Here is an 18,197-nt window from a genome sequence, read left to right on the forward strand (position 1 = left end):
CCAAATGTAGTTGAATCCCAAACGATATGGTCGTTAGCCGTGATTACCCTAAATACTAACCAAAAATAGTCGTAGAAGGTATGGAAAAGGCGGCCTAAGCCGCCTTTATCTGTCTTTATACACAATTTAAGTCAGTACACGACTCGCAGTGACTAGGGCTTAAAGGTATTAACCCCTAAGGCATCGTCTTGTTTGCGTTGAGATAAGATGTCCGATGGACGCAGTTCGCGGCGTAAATCCATCTCATCTTCGCCACGGACAAACTGGCCACGCAACGAGTTAGTAAACACATCGACGATTTCAACATCAACGAAGCTACCAATATGCTTAGGATCGGCTTCAAAGTTAACCACACGATTGTTCTCAGTACGGCCGCGCAATTCCATGGGGTTTTTCACCGATGGACCTTCAACCAATACGCGTTGCACTGAACCGAGCATATGGCGACTGTATCGCATGGCCTGCTGAGTAATGCGGTCTTGCAAGATGGCTAAGCGTTGCTTCTTTTCTTCCAAATCAACATCATCGGGCAGATCGGCGGCTGGTGTGCCGGGGCGAGCAGAATAGATAAAGCTGAAGCTATGGTCGAAATTAACGTCTTCAATGAGCTTCATGGTATCAGCAAAATCTTGTTTGGATTCACCAGGGAAGCCAATAATGAAGTCGGAGCTGATCTGAATGTCGGGGCGTGCTTGACGTAAACGACGAATAATGGACTTATATTCAATCGCCATATGATTGCGTTTCATCAAGGTCAGAATTCGGTCTGAGCCTGATTGCACAGGAAGGTGCAAGAAGCTGACTAATTCCGGCGTATCGGCGTACACATCAATAATATCTTGTGTAAACTCAATCGGATGGCTGGTGGTAAAGCGAATGCGATCAATACCATCAATGGCCGCGACAAAGCGTAACAACTCGGCGAAGCTACAGATATCGTCATCGTGAGTCGCGCCGCGATAGGCGTTAACGTTTTGTCCAAGTAAGTTGACTTCGCGTACACCTTGTTCAGCCAATTGGGCGATTTCTAAAATAATATCATCCAATGGTCGGCTGACTTCTTCGCCGCGGGTATAGGGCACAACGCAGAAAGAACAATACTTGCTGCAACCTTCCATGATCGATACGAAGGCGCTTGGACCTTCGGCACGAGGCTCGGGCAAACGGTCAAACTTCTCGATCTCAGGGAAGCTGACATCGATAACGGCCTTGTCACCGCGACGCACTTGCTCAATCATTTCTGGTAAACGATGCAAGGTTTGCGGGCCGAAAATAATATCAACACATTGGGCACGTTCTTTGATGGCCTTACCTTCTTGTGAAGCCACGCAGCCACCCACACCGATAATCAGATCGGGGTTTTTATCTTTAAGGGTTTTCCAGCGGCCGAGCTGATGAAACACCTTTTCCTGCGCCTTTTCACGAATGGAGCAGGTATTAAGCAGCAAGATGTCGGCCTCTTCGGCTGCTTCTGTCAGAGTGTATCCCTGAGCTTCACCCAGTAAATCTGCCATTTTGGATGAGTCATACTCATTCATTTGGCAGCCCCAGGTTTTGATATGGAGTTTTTTACTCATCAGTTAATTTCGCTCTTCGAACCACGGAAAAATAGCGCAGCATTTTACCCCCTCGCACCCAAGCTTTCCAGTGGTCGGACTAACTTTAGGCAATATCTCTTAATCGCCACAGTATTGCTCGGGGTTAATTCGTGAGTTCATTGAGGTTGGCTGCAGTTTAACTAATTCATATTTAAGCTAATTATTTAATGCAGCGCAGGGAGGGCGGTTATTGATCAGCGAGTAGTTTAGTGCGGCTGTGATATAGGGCATAATCTTGTTGGCATTTATTGCGTAAAATCACCAACGAGTTAAGGGCTAACCGCGCCAAGTGGTTAGCCGACAATCGCGTGACGTCATCCTCCACGCAGCAAAGGGGGAGATTTCAACCGCAACGACAAGGATAAACTAAGTGACACAACAACAGGATTACACTGACGTCTGTATTATTGGCGGTGGTATGGTGGGCGCCGCGACGGCATTAGGGCTGGCCAAGCTCGGCTTATCGATCACTTTGATCGAAAATCGTCGCCAAGAACACTATGATCCTGAGCAGGCCTTAGATGTTAGGGTATCTGCCATCAGCATGGCCTCGGTGAGTTTATTGCAGTCCCTCGGGGCGATGGAGGCGATCCTTGCCATGCGTCACATCGCCTATAGTGGCCTTGAAACCTGGGAGATGGAAGGGGCGGCGACCTGTTTTCATGCCAGCCAAGTCGGATTGGATAAGCTTGGCTATATTCTCGAAAACCGCGTCATTCAATTAGGCTTGTGGCAGCAAATGGCGCAATACCCGAACTTACATGTCTATTGCCCTGCCGCGGTGACTAGTTATCACCAGCAAGCGCAAGGCGTTAGTGTGGTGCTGGAAAATGGCACCCACCTACAAGCCCGCTTGCTGATAGGTTGTGATGGCGCTAATTCTCAAGTTCGTCAGTGGGCGGGGATTGGAGTGAGCGGTTGGGATTATCGCCAAAGTGCGATGTTAATTAATATTGCCACCGCCGATGACCTCCCGGCGGTGACTTGGCAACAATTTACCCCCGATGGACCACGTTCATTATTGCCTCTGCCTGATAAGCATGCCTCGTTGGTGTGGTATGACAAACCTCAACGGATTGGGCAGTTGATGCAACTGAATAATGTGGCGTTAATGGCGGAGATTAAACGTCATTTCCCTAACCGTTTAGCCACTGAGTTTATCATTGAAGCTAAGGGCAGTTTTCCGTTAACAAGGCGTCATGCCAGTCGATATTACCAAGATAATGTGGTGATTTTGGGCGATGCGGCTCACACCATTAACCCGTTAGCAGGTCAAGGGGTTAACTTAGGCTTTAAAGATGTAGCGGCGTTAATTGATGTCATCGCTACAGCGAAGCAAGCGGGACAGGATTGGGCGAGTAATGCCACCTTGGCCTGCTACCAAAGCCAACGTTATCGCGACAACTTATTAATGATGACCACCATGGATGCGTTTTACGCCGGTTTTAGTAATCGTATTTTACCGCTGAAATTACTGCGTAATGCGGCACTGAAACTGGCGGATAACTCCGGACCGATAAAAGATTGGGTGTTGAAATACGCGCTTGGACTGCACTGAGGTCCATTGTAAATTTGTTGAGCAGTGGCTGCGGTGATAGAATGCTGCGCTTTATGACTGAGTCGTCGTATTTGGGCTTAGCGAAATAGAGTAATAATAGTAGCGCTATGAATAAGATTAAATTGATTGTTGGTTTAGCCAATCCTGGTGCTGAGTATGCGCAAACTCGTCATAATGCCGGCGCATGGTATGTACAAGAATTAGCGCGTATCGCCAATGTTAGCCTGACTGCCGACAGTAAATATTTTGGACTGACGGCGAGAGTTAATCTCTTTGGTCAAGAGATCAGGCTGCTTATCCCTGCCACTTATATGAACTTGAGTGGTAAGTCAGTGGCAGCCTTAGCGAACTTCTTTCGCATTGAGCCTGAACAAATTCTGGTGGCTCATGATGAATTAGATATGCCGCCAGGCGTCGCCAAGTTTAAGCAAGGCGGCGGTCATGGCGGGCATAATGGCCTGAAAGATATTGTCGCCAAAATGGCAAATAACAACAATTTTTACCGCTTGCGCATTGGCATTGGCCATCCGGGCGATAAAAATAAAGTGGCCGGTTATGTACTGAATAAGCCTTCAAGTGAAGACCAAGAAAAAATCTTGGCTGCCATCGATGAAGCAGTACGTGCCACCGAGATAGGTGTTAAAGAAGATATGGTCAAGGCACAGCATAGGTTGCATTCTTTTAAAGCACTATAATGTAGTCGCCATCAAATATTAGCCCGAGCACGATTTGGCTTGGGTTGTTACGTCAAAATAAAGGTATCGATATGGGTTTTAAATGTGGCATCGTTGGTTTGCCAAACGTAGGTAAGTCTACGCTGTTTAACGCACTGACAAAGGCTGGGATTGAAGCAGCAAACTTTCCTTTTTGTACCATTGAGCCTAATACCGGCGTGGTACCCGTGCCGGATCCACGCTTAGATGCGTTAGCGGCCATTGTTAAACCTGAGCGTATCTTACCGACCACGATGGAGTTCGTTGATATCGCGGGCTTGGTTGCTGGTGCATCTAAGGGTGAAGGCTTAGGTAATAAGTTTCTTGCCAATATCCGTGAAACGGATGCCATTGGTCACGTGGTGCGTTGTTTCGACAATGACAATATTGTGCATGTGGCTAATAAGGTCGATCCTGCCAGCGACATCGAAGTCATTAACACCGAATTAGCACTGGCGGACTTAGACAGTGTTGAGCGAGCCATCACTCGCCAGCAAAAGCGGGCTAAAAGTGGCGATAAAGATGCGAAGTTTGAAGTTGAAGTGCTTGAGAAAATGCGCCCAATTTTAGATGAAGGCAAAATGTTGCGTTCACTGCCGCTTGAAAAAGAAGAATTAGAAGCCGTTGCTTACTTGAATCTGTTGACTATCAAGCCAACCATGTACATTGCTAACGTGTCTGAAGACGGTTTTGAAAACAATCCGCATTTAGATGTGGTTAAAGCTATTGCGGCGGCAGAGAATGCCGTGGTTGTTCCGGTCTGCGCAGCGATTGAATCTGAACTGGCTGAAATGGATGCTGAAGAACGTGATGAGTTTATGGCTGACTTAGGCTTAGAAGAGCCGGGCCTTGACCGCGTTATCCGCGGTGGCTATTCCTTATTGGATCTACAAACCTACTTTACTGCCGGTGTGAAAGAAGTCCGTGCATGGACTGTGCCTGTTGGCGCCTCAGCCCCGCAAGCGGCTGGCGTGATCCACACTGATTTCGAACGCGGCTTTATTCGTGCTCAAGTGATGTCTTATAACGATTTCTTAGAGTTTAAAGGTGAAGCGGGCTGTAAAGAAGCCGGTAAATTGCGAATTGAAGGTAAGTCATACGTCGTCAAAGATGGCGATGTTATGCATTTCCTGTTTAATGTTTAAGCAGCTAAATCTTCGCAATTAAGTGAATTCAAGAGGAAAACTTAGTTTTCCTCTTTTTTTGGCCAGCAAATGGCCAGTTTGTCGATGGAATGAGCAAACGATAGGTTTGCGCATAATATTCGTAAAAAAGCGGTTGACCTCTTTGGGTCGAATAAGCATAATACGCCCCGTTCCCTGATGAAGGGGGCGCGGAAAGTAAGATGGCTATGTAGCTCAGCTGGTTAGAGCACAGCACTCATAATGCTGGGGTCGCAGGTTCAAGTCCCGCTATAGCCACCATCTGCTCAAGATGTAAAATAGAGATTGTTGTGCGGGAATGGTGAAATTGGTAGACACGCCAGATTTAGGTTCTGGTGCCGCAAGGTGTGAGAGTTCAAGTCTCTCTTCCCGTACCATTTAATTTAAGTTAGATGAGCAACAAGCAGTTGGGGTATCGCCAAGCGGTAAGGCACCGGGTTTTGATCTCGGCATTCCAAGGTTCGAATCCTTGTACCCCAGCCAATTTCCTCTTATTTCCAATGATTGGGGTATCGCCAAGCGGTAAGGCACCGGGTTTTGATCTCGGCATTCCAAGGTTCGAATCCTTGTACCCCAGCCACGGCTATGTAGCTCAGTTGGTTAGAGCACAGCACTCATAATGCTGGGGTCGCAGGTTCAAATCCCGCCATAGCCACCATATTTTATCAAGTTGATGTAATCGTCTTGAGCCAGTTTTTGGGGTATCGCCAAGCGGTAAGGCACCGGGTTTTGATCTCGGCATTCCAAGGTTCGAATCCTTGTACCCCAGCCAAATAAAGAAAAGCCCGTCTATTTAGACGGGCTTTTTGCATTTATTTTTTAATAAAGATTAATCCCGTATTCCCGGTTAAATCCACGTGTGAATACGATGGGGTACTAAGTTTCGGGTATAATTGCTGGTATAGCTTAGCGAGCAATTTTCATCTCATTTATTTCAAATAAGGTTTTGTCCATGAAGCGGATCTTATCCATTCAATCCCATGTGGTATTTGGCTGTGCTGGTAATAGCAGTGCCGTGTTTCCAATGCGACGTAACGGAATGGAAGTATGGCCAATTAATACGGTGCAATTTTCCAACCATACTCAATATCAGCAAGGATTTAAGGGCATGGTAATGCCTGCGGGTCAAATCACTGAGTTAGTGGCTGGCTTGGCTAATATTAACGCCTTGGTTGAATGCGATGCGCTACTTAGTGGCTATCTTGGCAGTGCCGAGCAAGGTGAAGAGATTTTAGCGGCGGTGGCAAAAATCAAACAACACAACCCGGCTGCCATCTATTTTTGCGATCCCGTGATGGGGCATCCGGAAAAAGGCTGCATTGTCGCCCCAGGTGTGATGGAATTTTTTAAGCAGCGCGCCCTCGCTTGCGCCGATATGATTGCACCGAATTTATTAGAGTTAGAAACCTTAGCCGATTGCACCATCGATAATTTGGCACAAGCGAAAGCCGCAGCTCGCCGTTTATTGGACACTGGCTTGCGCTTAGTGCTGGTAAAGCATCTAAGCCGGGCGGGTAGCAGTGATGAATTTCAAATGCTTTTGTGTTGTGAGCATGGTGATTTCTTGATTTCTCGTCCGCTGTATGAATTTGAGCGCCAACCTGTGGGGGTTGGTGATTTACTCAGCGGTTTAATGCTCAGCAATCTGTTGCGTGGTTTTGATGCGGTTAGCGCTTTTGAGCGCACCAATGCCGCGGTCGATAGCGTTCTTAAGCTGACTTGTGACATTCAAGCCTATGAGTTACAACTGATTGCGGCGCAAGATCAGATTGCCGATCCCAACATTAAATACCGCGCTCAGCCATGCTGATGCAAGCGATTATCTGATGAATCAAAAAACCAGCCGCGGCTGGTTTTTTTGTGTGCCGAGCAGCAACACCTGCCTCCGAGTTAGCCATCGGTCATGTTGGCGTGAGCAACCCCGCCTAACACCTAGCGAGTACCACGCTGACTGGGGCCGGTGGTCAGACATTTAATCGCCAAGCATTTAATGCTAGAGTTGATTAAATTTTGTGCTGGGGGCGCGATGATGTTGGTATATGGCGATTTACGTTCAGGCAATTGTTATAAGGTAAAGCTCACACTTAAACTCCTTGGCATCCCGCATGATTGGCAACATGTCGATGTGTTAGCCGGCGAATGTCAACAAGCTTCATTTTTGGCCATCAACCCGAACGCTAAGATCCCGGCGCTGGTGTTAGACGATGGCCGCGTCTTGTGTGAATCCAACGCCATTATTTGGTATTTAGCCAATGAGGGGGCCTTAGTGCCAACGTCGGCCTTTGCTAAAGCTAAGATGTTTGAGTGGATGTTCTTTGAACAATACAGCCATGAACCTTATATCGCCGTGGCGCGTTTTATCAAACATTATCAAGGGTTGCCACCTGCGCGCCGAGCGGAATTTGCCAGTTTACAGGCTGGAGGTAATAAGGCGTTGACCTTAATGGAACATCAATTAAGCCTGTCGCCTTACTTAGTGGGCGCATCACTTTCGTTAGCCGATATTGCCTTATTTGCTTATACCCATGTGGCCGATGAGGGCGGCTTTGATTTGTCTCGGTATCCTAATATTCAAGCTTGGTGCGAGCGCATCAGTGCTCAGCCACTATTTTATCCGATGCCGATGAACGAGTGACCGCGGATGCCCGGCCATAAAAAAACGCACCTAAAGGTGCGTTTTTATCACTGATCGCTCGGATTAGTGACGGAACATGGCCGAAATAGATTCTTCATTACTCACGCGACGAATCGCTTCAGCTAATACCGCTGACATGGTCAACTGTGTGACTTTATCCAGCTTCTGCATCTCTTCGGATAATGGCACGGTATCTGTGATGATTACTTCATCAATCACTGAATTAGCAATATTTTCGGCAGCTTTACCAGAAAACACTGGGTGAGTGGCGTAAGCGAATACACGGTTTGCGCCATGTTCTTTTAATGCTTCCGCTGCTTTACACAGAGTGCCGCCTGTGTCGATCATATCATCAACGATAATACAATCACGTCCCTGAACATCACCGATGATGTGCATGACTTGAGCTACGTTGGCTTGTGGACGACGCTTGTCGATAATAGCCAGATCGGAATCATCAAGCAGTTTTGCAATTGCGCGTGCGCGAACGACGCCACCAATATCGGGCGAAACAACCACAGGGTTATCAAGATTGCGGCTTAACATGTCTTCCAGCAGCACAGGGCTTCCGAATACGTTATCTACCGGCACATCGAAGAAACCTTGAATTTGTTCGGCGTGTAAGTCGCAAGTTAATACGCGATCAACCCCAACGCTTGATAAGAAGTCTGCAACCACCTTGGCAGTGATCGGGACGCGTGCGCTGCGAACTCGTCGATCTTGGCGAGCATAACCGAAGTAAGGGATCACGGCAGTGATACGACCGGCCGAGGCACGGCGCAGAGCATCGACCATGACGATCAGCTCCATCAGGTTGTCATTGGTTGGAGCGCAAGTAGATTGAATGATAAACACATCCGCTCCACGAACATTCTCGTTGATTTGAACACTGATTTCACCATCGCTGAAACGGCCCACCACGGCGTCTCCAAGTTTGCAAAATAAACGGTCGGCAATCTTTTTCGCGAGACTGGGGGTGGCATTCCCAGCAAAGAGCTTGATGTCGGGCACTGTAAGAACCTCAGGCGTTTGCTTAATATGTCGTGACTAAAGTGGACGTCACTTTAGATACATGGATTAGAGCGACAACAACGTCTGCTCTAACGGCGAAATATTTTTTCCTTTGGCAACAAATCCACGCCAATGGCTTGGCATCTTGTCCAAGGCCGCTTGGGCAGAAGATTGCTGCTCGAACTCCCCGAACACGCATGCGCCAGTTCCGGTCATTCTTGACGGCGCATATTCTAGCAGCCAGCCTAAGGCATTGGCAACTTGAGGGTGTCGTCGTGCGACTAGCATCTCACAGTCGTTACGCCAAGGCGATGACATTAATGTGTCTAATTGCATCTTTGGGGTATTGCGCGGTAATTCAGGATCTTGGAACACGGCTGCGGTGGCTACATGCACATCGGGAGCAATGATCAAATACCAAGGTTCTGCGGGGGTAACCGCTTGTAATTGCTCGCCGACGCCTTCGGCAAATGCGGCATAACCATTAATAAAAACAGGGACATCCGCGCCGAGCGTTAAGCCAATAGCCCCGAGTTCCTGTTTGGACAGTCCGGTTTTCCACAGGGCATTAAGCGCCACTAGGGTGGTCGCTGCATCGGAAGAACCGCCGCCCAATCCTCCGCCCATCGGAATATTTTTCTCCAAGGTTATATGGGCGCCACCTTTATAGCCTGTGGCTAATTTTAATGATTTTGCAGCTTTCAGAATTAAGTTATCGCTATCGGCAACAACCTGATTTAGTTCGGAATCTAACGTCACGCAATCGCTATCGTCGATGGCAAAGGTGAGATAGTCACACACATCAATAAATTGAAATAAGGTCTGCAATTCATGATAACCATCGGCCCTTTGGTGGTTCACATGGAGAAATAAATTGAGTTTGGCCGGTGCCGGCCAGCGCGTGCTGATTGCGCTTACTGTCATGATGTTATTCCTTGGGATGGCGGCCTAGTATGCGATGGGTGCAGGCTGTTCAAAGGCCGGCGACTGGCGCCAATGGTTGCCAACGATTGATTTGGATTTTAACCTGAATCTCGCCATTTTTCAGTTGAATTAATCGTGGCACTTCGGCGCCGCCCAATTGTTGCCATTGGCGATATTCAACAGTCCATGGTTGTGATCCTTGCGTATGCGCTTGTGTGACCCGCCCCTGGGCATCGGTACTGATGATCTGCATGTCAGGGGTCAGTTGACCTATGAGCCAGTGGGGGAATTGCGCTAACGGCAGTGACCATCCGGTCAGTTGTTGTAATAACTGTTGGCCATCGGTGCCCTCGTATGTGTTGCCATCGGCGGTCAAGCTGGCTTTGTTTGGGGCTAATGTCAACGCCATCAAGCTAGTGCCTATCGGGCTAATTAGTTGAATATCAGTGCGTTGCGGCTGTTCCAGCCAGTAGAGTTGGGTGCTAACCTTGTCCTCGGCGGTGCGGACTAAAATATTGCCATTGAGTTGCCAAGCATACGCATTGGCCGCCGAGCTGACGCTGACAGCTTGCAAGCTTGGTGGGGGAGTGAGGCTACAGCCGTTGATAAAAAGCAGTAACAATAGCCCAAGGTAGTGCATTTTTGTGAACCGCGTCAAAATATTTGTCCGACATCAACCTAAGTATGTCCTTTATGATACTGAGCCTATTAGGGGAATACCAATCTTGATAGCGGATTTTTGTCCCGCAACACTTGATACAAAGGTTAATGACTATCAAAGACTTCTTGATGCTAATTGGATTTTTGATTAAGAAGTTAGACCTTTATTCGGTTTTGTTAAGCGTATTCTATTTTTAATCGCGTCAATTCAGTAGAATGCCACCATGATAATGACGCCTGAGAGCCTGAAAAGAGTCAGATGAGCCTAGTAGCAATAGGGATTAACCATAAAACGGCAACGGTAGACTTGCGGGAAAAGGTTGCATTTGGTCCAGATATTATTCATGACGCCATGAAGAGTCTTGCCAGTCGAAGCCAATCCGGTGAGGCCGTAATTATCTCCACTTGTAATCGCACGGAATTGTATTGCAATGCAGCCGAGGCAAGTGATGTCATTCAATGGCTAGAGCAATATCATGGCTTAAGCCATGATGCAGTGATGCCGTGTGTCTATCAATTAGATGGTCAACAAGCGGTGCGCCACTTAATGCGAGTCGCCTCAGGGCTGGATTCGCTTATTTTAGGTGAACCGCAAATCTTAGGGCAGGTGAAGCAATCGTTTGCCAAAGCCAAAGAAGCGGGCACCGTGGCCCTGACCTTAGATAGATTATTTCAGACCACGTTTTCTGTGGCTAAAAAAGTACGTACCGAAACCGATATCGGTGCTAATGCCGTGTCCGTCGCATTTGCCGCGGTCAGTATGGCTAAGCATATCTTCTCATCACTGGCCCACACTAAGGTGTTGCTGATTGGTGCGGGTGAAACTATCGAGTTGGTGGCGCGCCACTTGAAGGATAACGGGGTCAGTGCCATGGTGGTGGCTAACCGTACCTTAGAACGTGCGCAAGGGATGTGTGAAGAGTTTAATGCCACCGCAATTACCTTGACTCAGATCCCTGACTATCTACCTAAAGCCGATATCGTGATATCCTCTACCGCAAGTCCGTTGCCAATTTTGGGCAAGGGCATGGTAGAAAAAGCGCTGAAGCAGCGACGTCATCAGCCAATGCTGCTGGTGGACATAGCGGTTCCCCGTGATATAGAGGCAGAAGTGGCCGATCTTGACGATGCCTTCCTCTATACGGTTGACGACCTGCAAAGCATTATTGAACAGAATATGGCCTCCCGCAAAGAGGCTGCAGAGCAAGCCGAAGTGATTGCCGAAGAACAGGCGCACCTGTTTATGGATTGGATCCGTTCACTGAGTTCAGTGGACAGTATTCGGCAATACCGACAGCAGAGCTTAGCGGTGAAAGATGAATTGGTTGAGCGCGCCATTAATAAATTGGCGCAGGGTGGGGACAGCGAACAAGTATTGTTGGAGCTGGCAAATAAACTCACTAACCGCCTGATTCATGCACCGACTCAAGCACTGACGTCGGCCAGTCGCGCTGGGGATTTAAATACCCTGGGGCAACTTCGTTCCGCGCTTGGGCTGGATAAAGAGTAAGGTTTAAATCATTCAATGAAAGATTCCGTCATCCGCAAGCTTGAAGGCTTGCTTGAGCGTCACGAAGAAGTCATGGCGCTGCTTAGTGATGCAAGTGTGATTAGCGATCAAGATAGATTTCGTGGTTTGTCGCGCGAATATGCGCAATTAGAAGATGTGGTCAAAGGTTTTAAAGCTTATCAGCAAGCTCAAGCGGATTTAGAGACTGCGAAAGAGATGCTGGCCGAAGACGATCCTGAAATCAAGGAAATGGCGGAAGAAGAGATTCGTGAGGCTAAAGCTGCACTATTACGTCTTGAAGATGAACTCCAAATTTTGTTACTGCCAAAAGATCCTAACGATGATCGCTGCGCGTTTGTGGAAATTCGTGCCGGTGCTGGTGGCGATGAGGCCGCGATTTTTGCCGGTGACTTATTCCGCATGTATAGCCGCTATGCCGAAGCGAACCGTTGGCAAGTAGAGATCATGAACCTCAATGAGGGCGAACATGGCGGCTTTAAAGAAGTGATTGCCAAGTTTAGTGGTGAATCCGTGTACGGCAAACTCAAGTTTGAGTCTGGCGGTCACCGTGTGCAACGTGTGCCTGAGACTGAGTCTCAAGGTCGAGTGCATACATCGGCTTGTACTGTGGTGGTGATGCCAGAAGTCCCTGAAGCCGAAGCGATCCAAATTAATCCAGCCGACTTAAAAGTCGATACCTTCCGCGCCTCTGGGGCGGGTGGTCAGCACGTTAACAAAACCGATTCTGCCATTCGTATTACCCACATTCCCACAGGAACCATTGTTGAATGTCAGGATCAGCGTTCGCAGCATAAAAACCGCGCGCAAGCCATGAGCGTGTTAGCGGCGCGACTGCAAGCTGCTGAAGATGAGAAGCGTCGTAGCGAAGAAGAATCGACGCGTCGTTCCTTGGTCGCCAGTGGTGATCGTTCTGAGCGCATTCGTACCTATAACTTCCCGCAAGGTCGCGTCAGTGATCATCGTATTAACCTGACTTTGTATCGCTTGAATGAAGTGATGGAAGGCTCGCTCGATACCTTGATCGATCCTTTGATGCAAGAGCATCAAGCAGACTTGCTTGCCGCCTTGGCGGATGACCAAGGCTAATCAGTCTAGGTTAATCGCTTAACTGCATTTTGTCATTGGGCTGCCATCAGGGCTCAGTCTGAATGAAACGGTGGTGTCGGCGGGTTATTGTTGCCATCGCGCCTTCATAGAGCCTGAGCGGTTGAGCTGAACTTGTGATGGCGAAGCGTCAATGGCAGCGCGAGCTGGCGCGTACGCATCGCCTTTATGTTTATAGGATGGGTGTACATGACATTAGCTGAGACGATTGAACAAGCCCTTCGCCGGGCTTGTTTGCTTTTAAACGGCAGTAGCGATACCGCCGCCTTAGACAGCGAAATTTTACTGCAGCATGTGTTGGATAAAAATCGCACCTATTTATTTACTTGGGGCGATAAAAGGTTAACAGCCACCGAGGCCGAACGCTTTCAGCAGTTGCTGGCATTACGACTTGAGGGGCATCCTATTGCCCACTTGATTGGTGAGCGTGAGTTTTTTTCTCTGCCGTTTAAAGTTAACCCCACGACCTTGATCCCAAGACCGGATACCGAAGTACTGGTTGAAACGGCGTTAGCTTTACCCTTGCCGAGTGGCGCGCGTGTACTTGATTTAGGCACGGGGACCGGCGCTATCGCCTTGAGCTTGGCCCATGAACGCCCACAGTGGCAGATAAAGGGGGTTGATAAGGTGGCCGCCGCCGTGGCATTGGCGTGCGAGAATCGGCAGATGCTAGGGCTTGAGAGGGTCGAGATCTGTCAAAGCGATTGGTTTAGTGCGGTCAGTGAGCAAGCTTTCGATCTCATCGTCTCAAATCCCCCATATATTGACGAGAATGATCATCACTTATCCCAAGGTGATGTGCGCTTTGAACCCTTGAGTGCATTAACTGCGGCTGATGCAGGATATCAGGATTTATTCTATATCGCCGAGCACAGTCGCGATCGCTTAGTGTCAGGTGGCTACTTATTGATGGAACACGGTTTTGAACAAGGTGCTAGGTTGCGTAACGCCTTGAGTGATATGGGGTATGTTGACGTCAAAACCATCAAAGACTACGGCGATAATGAGCGCTGCACCTTGGCTCGATGGCCGTAACGAACCCACCGTTAGCGACGATACCGAGCGTCAACTGCCGGGCCTTGAATCGCCGTTAATGCGGGGCGTCATTACCCGGCCTTGATAAGGTCTGCCCGCTGGGGCGGATAGGTTTGGCCTGTTGCCAGCTTTCGGGTACACTAGCGCCTTTGAATTTTTAGGCATAGGGAAATTATGCAAATTTTTTACGATTTATATCCTGCGACCAAACACTTACACTTATTATTGATCGCCTTAAGTGTGCTTTTTTTTGTGGTTCGTTTTGGTTTGCATATGGCGGGGTCGACCTTACTGCAACACAAGTTTGTTAAAATTGCCCCCCATGTCATCGATACCTTCTTATTGTTATCTGGGGTGGTCTTGTGTTTTATGATCAAGCAATATCCCATCGAAGCCCCATGGTTAACCGAAAAACTCATGGCAGTGGCGGCGTATATCCTCTTGGCTTATATGGCCATCAAGTCAAACCGTAATCGTTTATTTAAAATTTTTGCCTTCCTAGGCGCCATTGGTTGGTTGATGTTTGCCGCTAAACTCGCGGTACTGAAAACCACGGTGATTGTGTAACTGTGAGTAATATGTCTGTAGTCAATGTATCCCAGTCTGAGGCGGACACCGCCTTGGACTCTGTGTCTTTACCTGAAACACCATTAACCCTGTCTGTGCACCTAGGGTTCACCACGGGCGATAGGGCTAAGCAAGCTTGGTATGAAATTGCGGGTGGAGTATTGAGCCATTATTTAGTGGATCAACCGCAACGTCTGAAGGCACTATTGCAGTGGTTTTATCAAGACTTGGGCTTTCGTGTCCATCAAGATTATTACGGGGTGCAGGCAGCAGATTTAGCGACCTGTCTATTAAATCGTCAAGGCAATAGCACGACGTTATCGACCTTATTAATGTTGTTAGCCAAACAGTTAGATTTGAAATTAGAGATGATCTTGTTGCCAGGCCATAGCTTACTGCAATGGCAACACCACAAGATCACCTACTATATTGACCCGTTAACCGGCCATTTTGTTGACCGTCAATTCTTACATGCCATCGTCAGAGGTGAATTAGGCAATGCGGCGCCACTAAAAGCCAGTTATCTTAAACCGGTCACAGTGAAGCGTTTATTGACTCGATTGTTGCATGAAATTAAAGCGGGCTGCATTCTAAAGGGTCAATTCGAACCCGCCTTAGAATGTTGCAATTTATTATTGCAGTGGCACCCTGAGGATGCTCATTTGAATCGCGAGCGCGCTTTTATCGCTCAGCAATTGGGGTGTATTAGCTTGGCGGCTGCGGATCTTACTCATTTTATTGAGAATAGTCCCCACGACCCTGTGATTGAATTAGTGAAATTACAACTGAAAGAATTGGTTGATAAACCTGAGGTATATCACTGAGTTAAGGCTCAGCTCCCAGGGAAAATCATAACTATAAAAACTAGGGAGAGTAAATCATGCAAGTTGCGACACAAGGCGCCTTGATCACCAACGATGCCACCACACTCGGTATATTGGCGGTGATCTTAGGCGCCGTATTTTATACCAATGCCAGCCAACATCCGTTTTGGCGTAAGTTTTATTCGGTGATCCCCGCCTTACTCTTGTGCTATTTCTTGCCATCGCTACTGAACACATTTGGCATAGTCGATGGCAATGCCTCATCCCTCTATTTTGTCGCTTCTCGTTACTTATTGCCTGCGTGTTTAGTGCTATTAATTCTTAGCGTCGATCTCAAGGCCATTATGGGACTTGGCCCTAAAGCGGTGATCATGTTCTTTACGGGCACTTTAGGCATAGTGATTGGTGGGCCGATTGCCTTGCTCACTATGTCGGCTATCGATCCGAGCTTAACCGCCAACATGGGACCTGATTCGGTGTGGCGCGGTATGACAACGCTCGCGGGCAGCTGGATTGGTGGCGGCGCGAATCAGGCGGCCATGAAAGAAATTTATGACGTTGGCGGCGAAATTTTCTCAGTGATGGTAACCGTCGATGTGATAGTCGCTAACATCTGGATGGCGGTGCTGTTAATGTTGGCCGCACGCGCTAAGCAAATCGATGCTCGTACTGGGGCGGATACCCGCGCAATTGAAGTATTAAAACAGAAAGTAGAACAATATCATGCCGATCATGCTCGTATCCCCAGCTTAAGCGATTTAATGCTTATCGTGGCAGTGGGCTTTGGTGTCACCGGCTTTGCCCATTTTTCGGCTGACTTTTTAGGGCCATTTTTCAGTGAAAACTATCCATGGACCGAGCAATACAGCCTCACGTCTAAGTTTTTCTGGTTAGTGGTAATAGTGACTTCCGTCGGCTTGGCCATGTCATTTTCGCCTGCGCGGCATTTAGAGGCTGCCGGTGCCTCTAAGGTGGCTTCTGCCTATTTATATATTTTAGTGGCAACCATCGGCTTACATATGGATGTCACTCGGATTATCGATACCCCGATATATTTTATGGTTGGCATTATTTGGATGCTGGTACATGCGGCATTAATGCTCGGGGTGGCCAAGTTAATTAAGGCGCCTTTGTTCTATATGGCGGTTGGCAGTCAGGCCAATGTCGGTGGTGCCGCCTCGGCCCCGGTGGTCGCGGCGGCGTTTCACCCCGCTCTCGCGCCGGTTGGGGTGTTGCTGGCGGTACTAGGCTATGCTCTGGGAACATATATGGCGTGGTTTTGTGGCCAGTTATTGCAATTAAGCGCTCAGTAATTGTGACTAACGACTCTCTATGGCAGGGGATTTGAGCTTGAATCTCCTGCCCCTAGCGCCTAATTCGCGGTATAATTGCCGCATACTTGATGATATTGATACCGCTTGGTATCCATGAATAAAAGAGAGTTCGTGATGACCCAGAAAACCATCCAAATCGGTGCCATTGAGGTGGCCAACGACAAACCTTTCGTGCTGTTTGGTGGCATGAACGTGCTTGAGTCACGGGATTTGGCGATGAAGATTGCCGAGCATTATGCCGAAGTGACCACCAAGCTTGGGATCCCTTATGTGTTTAAGGCGTCATTTGATAAAGCTAATCGTTCATCAATCAATTCTTATCGCGGTCCTGGTATGGATGAAGGGCTCAAGATTTTTGAGGAAATCAAGCGCACCTTTAATTTGCCGCTGATCACCGATGTGCATGAACCGCATCAATGCGCGCCAGTGGCCGAGGTGGTCGATGTGATTCAGTTGCCAGCCTTCTTAGCCCGTCAAACCGATTTGGTGGTGGCGATGGCAAAAACTGGCGCGATTATTAATGTCAAAAAACCGCAATTTTTAGCCCCCCATGAAATGCGCCATATCATTAAGAAGTTTAATGAAGCTGGCAATGATCAAATCATGCTGTGCGAGCGTGGTAGCAGCTTTGGTTATAACAACTTAGTGGTCGACATGCTGGGCATGGACGATATGAAACACACGGGTTATCCCGTGATTTTTGACGCCACTCACGCCCTGCAACGCCCCGGTGGTCGTGAAGACTCTGCGGGTGGTCGCCGTGCCCAAGCCACTGAATTGGCCCGTAGCGGTATGGCGTTAGGCTTAGGCGGCTTATTTATTGAAGCCCATCCCGATCCTGACAATGCCAAGTGTGATGGCCCCTGTGCTTTACCACTGCATCAGTTAGAAGCCTATCTCACCCAAATCAAGGCCGTGGATGATTTGGTCAAGTCATTTGCACCGATTGATACCAGCAAGTAACGCGTATCGTTTTCAGTCACAACGCCCGGTTTACCGGGCGTTGTTGTAATGTCGATATAATGGAGGGCTTATCATGGCAATCATTCAATTAGCGCCGCAGGCAAAAGCCACATTAGTGGCTCAACTTCAAATTTACCTAGAAGATCAACACGATATTGACATCGGTCAGTTTGATTGTGAATTCTTGCTGGATTTTGTGACCGAAAAAGCGGCGGGCCATTGGTATAACCAAGGGCTAGAAGATGCTCGAGGCTTGATGCACGCTATGATATTAAGTAGTTTAGATGATGGCGAAGAGGCCGTTGATTCACGCAAGGTAACCCTAGATTAGGAACTAACTATGGCTGTGGAACATCAAACACAACAACACCGATTTGTATGGCAAGCGGCTGAGTTAGCCTTGCTTGAGTATACCATTGCGGGAGACACCATCAATTTCACTCACACTTATGTGCCGGAGTCGTTGCGGGGCCAAGGGATCGCCGAGCAATTGGTTCGGGCCGGTTTAGCATGGGCTAAGGCTGAGAATTATCAGATTGAAGCGCGTTGTTGGTATGTGCAAAAGTTTTTGAAGTAA

18 protein-coding genes and 6 tRNA genes are annotated in these 18,197 nt (G+C 48.2%); 20 read left to right on the forward strand and 4 right to left on the reverse strand.

Translation table 11 applies throughout. The features are described from left to right. Positions 1-152: 152 nt before the first annotated feature. On the reverse strand, positions 153-1,577 hold the full coding sequence (gene miaB / locus KU855_RS09445; protein ID WP_218530048.1) for a tRNA (N6-isopentenyl adenosine(37)-C2)-methylthiotransferase MiaB: 1,425 nt from the start codon (positions 1,575-1,577) through the stop codon (positions 153-155). Between the two features lie 391 nt (positions 1,578-1,968). On the opposite strand from miaB, the gene KU855_RS09450 reads away from it, so the two are divergent. The 11 genes from KU855_RS09450 to KU855_RS09500 all read left to right on the forward strand — a co-directional run bounded on the left by KU855_RS09450 (position 1,969) and on the right by KU855_RS09500 (position 7,667). Beyond that, positions 1,969-3,156, forward strand: a complete 1,188-nt coding sequence (locus KU855_RS09450) for an FAD-dependent oxidoreductase (RefSeq protein WP_371316344.1) — start codon at positions 1,969-1,971, stop codon at positions 3,154-3,156. 107 nt (positions 3,157-3,263) lie between these two features. Continuing rightward, positions 3,264-3,851 (forward strand): aminoacyl-tRNA hydrolase, encoded by a 588-nt coding sequence (pth, locus tag KU855_RS09455; RefSeq protein WP_218530049.1) that lies wholly within the window; start codon positions 3,264-3,266, stop codon positions 3,849-3,851. A 71-nt stretch (positions 3,852-3,922) separates the two neighbouring features. Continuing rightward, positions 3,923-5,014, forward strand: coding sequence for a redox-regulated ATPase YchF (ychF, locus tag KU855_RS09460; RefSeq protein WP_218530050.1), 1,092 nt, complete (start codon positions 3,923-3,925; stop codon positions 5,012-5,014). A gap of 202 nt (positions 5,015-5,216) precedes the next feature. Then, positions 5,217-5,293, forward strand: a tRNA-Met gene (locus KU855_RS09465). 31 nt (positions 5,294-5,324) lie between these two features. Continuing rightward, positions 5,325-5,409, forward strand: a tRNA-Leu gene (locus KU855_RS09470). A 31-nt stretch (positions 5,410-5,440) separates the two neighbouring features. Then, positions 5,441-5,515: transfer RNA gene (locus KU855_RS09475), tRNA-Gln, on the forward strand. A 22-nt stretch (positions 5,516-5,537) separates the two neighbouring features. Beyond that, positions 5,538-5,612, forward strand: a tRNA-Gln gene (locus KU855_RS09480). Position 5,613: 1 nt separating this feature from the next. After that, a tRNA-Met gene (locus tag KU855_RS09485) sits at positions 5,614-5,690 on the forward strand. Positions 5,691-5,729: 39 nt separating this feature from the next. Then, positions 5,730-5,804, forward strand: a tRNA-Gln gene (locus tag KU855_RS09490). Between the two features lie 180 nt (positions 5,805-5,984). Next, positions 5,985-6,842, forward strand: a complete 858-nt coding sequence (gene pdxY / locus KU855_RS09495; RefSeq protein WP_218530051.1) for a pyridoxal kinase PdxY — start codon at positions 5,985-5,987, stop codon at positions 6,840-6,842. A gap of 219 nt (positions 6,843-7,061) precedes the next feature. Further along, on the forward strand, positions 7,062-7,667 hold the full coding sequence (locus tag KU855_RS09500; RefSeq protein ID WP_218530080.1) for a glutathione S-transferase family protein: 606 nt from the start codon (positions 7,062-7,064) through the stop codon (positions 7,665-7,667). A gap of 63 nt (positions 7,668-7,730) precedes the next feature. Here the strand turns inward: KU855_RS09500 and KU855_RS09505 are convergent, their stop codons facing one another. The 3 genes from KU855_RS09505 to lolB all read right to left on the reverse strand — a co-directional run bounded on the left by KU855_RS09505 (position 7,731) and on the right by lolB (position 10,260). Beyond that, the gene (locus KU855_RS09505; RefSeq protein ID WP_218530052.1) at positions 7,731-8,678 is read right to left on the reverse strand and encodes a ribose-phosphate pyrophosphokinase; all 948 of its coding nucleotides are present in this window, start codon (positions 8,676-8,678) and stop codon (positions 7,731-7,733) included. A 66-nt stretch (positions 8,679-8,744) separates the two neighbouring features. After that, a complete protein-coding gene (ispE, locus tag KU855_RS09510) occupies positions 8,745-9,602 on the reverse strand; it encodes a 4-(cytidine 5'-diphospho)-2-C-methyl-D-erythritol kinase (protein WP_218530053.1) in 858 nt (285 codons plus the stop codon). A 49-nt stretch (positions 9,603-9,651) separates the two neighbouring features. Then, positions 9,652-10,260, reverse strand: coding sequence for a lipoprotein insertase outer membrane protein LolB (gene lolB / locus KU855_RS09515; RefSeq protein WP_218530054.1), 609 nt, complete (start codon positions 10,258-10,260; stop codon positions 9,652-9,654). 261 nt (positions 10,261-10,521) lie between these two features. Here lolB and hemA point away from each other — a divergent pair, with 261 nt between their 5' ends. From hemA to KU855_RS09560, 9 genes are all read left to right on the forward strand, one after another. After that, positions 10,522-11,772 carry a glutamyl-tRNA reductase gene (gene hemA / locus KU855_RS09520; RefSeq protein ID WP_218530055.1) on the forward strand — a complete coding sequence of 417 codons (1,251 nt, stop codon included), beginning with the start codon at positions 10,522-10,524 and terminating at the stop codon, positions 11,770-11,772. 15 nt (positions 11,773-11,787) lie between these two features. Beyond that, on the forward strand, positions 11,788-12,879 hold the full coding sequence (gene prfA / locus KU855_RS09525; protein WP_218530056.1) for a peptide chain release factor 1: 1,092 nt from the start codon (positions 11,788-11,790) through the stop codon (positions 12,877-12,879). 207 nt (positions 12,880-13,086) lie between these two features. Next, a complete protein-coding gene (gene prmC, locus KU855_RS09530) occupies positions 13,087-13,932 on the forward strand; it encodes a peptide chain release factor N(5)-glutamine methyltransferase (protein ID WP_218530057.1) in 846 nt (281 codons plus the stop codon). A 174-nt stretch (positions 13,933-14,106) separates the two neighbouring features. Further along, positions 14,107-14,499, forward strand: a complete 393-nt coding sequence (locus tag KU855_RS09535) for a SirB2 family protein (protein WP_218530058.1) — start codon at positions 14,107-14,109, stop codon at positions 14,497-14,499. Between the two features lie 11 nt (positions 14,500-14,510). Beyond that, on the forward strand, positions 14,511-15,323 hold the full coding sequence (locus tag KU855_RS09540; protein ID WP_218530059.1) for a tetratricopeptide repeat protein: 813 nt from the start codon (positions 14,511-14,513) through the stop codon (positions 15,321-15,323). A gap of 56 nt (positions 15,324-15,379) precedes the next feature. Further along, the gene (locus tag KU855_RS09545) at positions 15,380-16,636 is read left to right on the forward strand and encodes a DUF819 domain-containing protein (protein ID WP_218530060.1); all 1,257 of its coding nucleotides are present in this window, start codon (positions 15,380-15,382) and stop codon (positions 16,634-16,636) included. A 135-nt stretch (positions 16,637-16,771) separates the two neighbouring features. Then, complete coding sequence (gene kdsA, locus KU855_RS09550) at positions 16,772-17,620, forward strand: 3-deoxy-8-phosphooctulonate synthase (RefSeq protein ID WP_218530061.1); 849 nt, start codon at positions 16,772-16,774, stop codon at positions 17,618-17,620. Positions 17,621-17,693: 73 nt separating this feature from the next. Further along, complete coding sequence (locus KU855_RS09555) at positions 17,694-17,951, forward strand: DUF2164 domain-containing protein (RefSeq protein WP_218530062.1); 258 nt, start codon at positions 17,694-17,696, stop codon at positions 17,949-17,951. Positions 17,952-17,960: 9 nt separating this feature from the next. Beyond that, a complete protein-coding gene (locus tag KU855_RS09560) occupies positions 17,961-18,197 on the forward strand; it encodes a GNAT family N-acetyltransferase (RefSeq protein ID WP_218530063.1) in 237 nt (78 codons plus the stop codon).

The organism is Shewanella sp. NIFS-20-20 (genome assembly GCF_019209865.1).
Taxonomy (GTDB): domain Bacteria; phylum Pseudomonadota; class Gammaproteobacteria; order Enterobacterales; family Shewanellaceae; genus Shewanella.

Coding starts and splice junctions, on each gene's coding strand:
- KU855_RS09555 (WP_218530062.1), top strand. CDS start 17,694: ATGGCAATCATTCAATTAGCGCCGCAGGCAAAAGCCACATTAGTGGCT.
- ispE (WP_218530053.1), bottom strand. CDS start 9,602: ATGACAGTAAGCGCAATCAGCACGCGCTGGCCGGCACCGGCCAAACTC.
- pdxY (WP_218530051.1), top strand. CDS start 5,985: ATGAAGCGGATCTTATCCATTCAATCCCATGTGGTATTTGGCTGTGCT.
- KU855_RS09535 (WP_218530058.1), top strand. CDS start 14,107: ATGCAAATTTTTTACGATTTATATCCTGCGACCAAACACTTACACTTA.
- prfA (WP_218530056.1), top strand. CDS start 11,788: ATGAAAGATTCCGTCATCCGCAAGCTTGAAGGCTTGCTTGAGCGTCAC.
- KU855_RS09540 (WP_218530059.1), top strand. CDS start 14,511: ATGTCTGTAGTCAATGTATCCCAGTCTGAGGCGGACACCGCCTTGGAC.
- hemA (WP_218530055.1), top strand. CDS start 10,522: ATGAGCCTAGTAGCAATAGGGATTAACCATAAAACGGCAACGGTAGAC.
- prmC (WP_218530057.1), top strand. CDS start 13,087: ATGACATTAGCTGAGACGATTGAACAAGCCCTTCGCCGGGCTTGTTTG.
- pth (WP_218530049.1), top strand. CDS start 3,264: ATGAATAAGATTAAATTGATTGTTGGTTTAGCCAATCCTGGTGCTGAG.
- KU855_RS09500 (WP_218530080.1), top strand. CDS start 7,062: ATGTTGGTATATGGCGATTTACGTTCAGGCAATTGTTATAAGGTAAAG.
- miaB (WP_218530048.1), bottom strand. CDS start 1,577: ATGAGTAAAAAACTCCATATCAAAACCTGGGGCTGCCAAATGAATGAG.
- KU855_RS09560 (WP_218530063.1), top strand. CDS start 17,961: ATGGCTGTGGAACATCAAACACAACAACACCGATTTGTATGGCAAGCG.
- kdsA (WP_218530061.1), top strand. CDS start 16,772: ATGACCCAGAAAACCATCCAAATCGGTGCCATTGAGGTGGCCAACGAC.
- ychF (WP_218530050.1), top strand. CDS start 3,923: ATGGGTTTTAAATGTGGCATCGTTGGTTTGCCAAACGTAGGTAAGTCT.
- KU855_RS09545 (WP_218530060.1), top strand. CDS start 15,380: ATGCAAGTTGCGACACAAGGCGCCTTGATCACCAACGATGCCACCACA.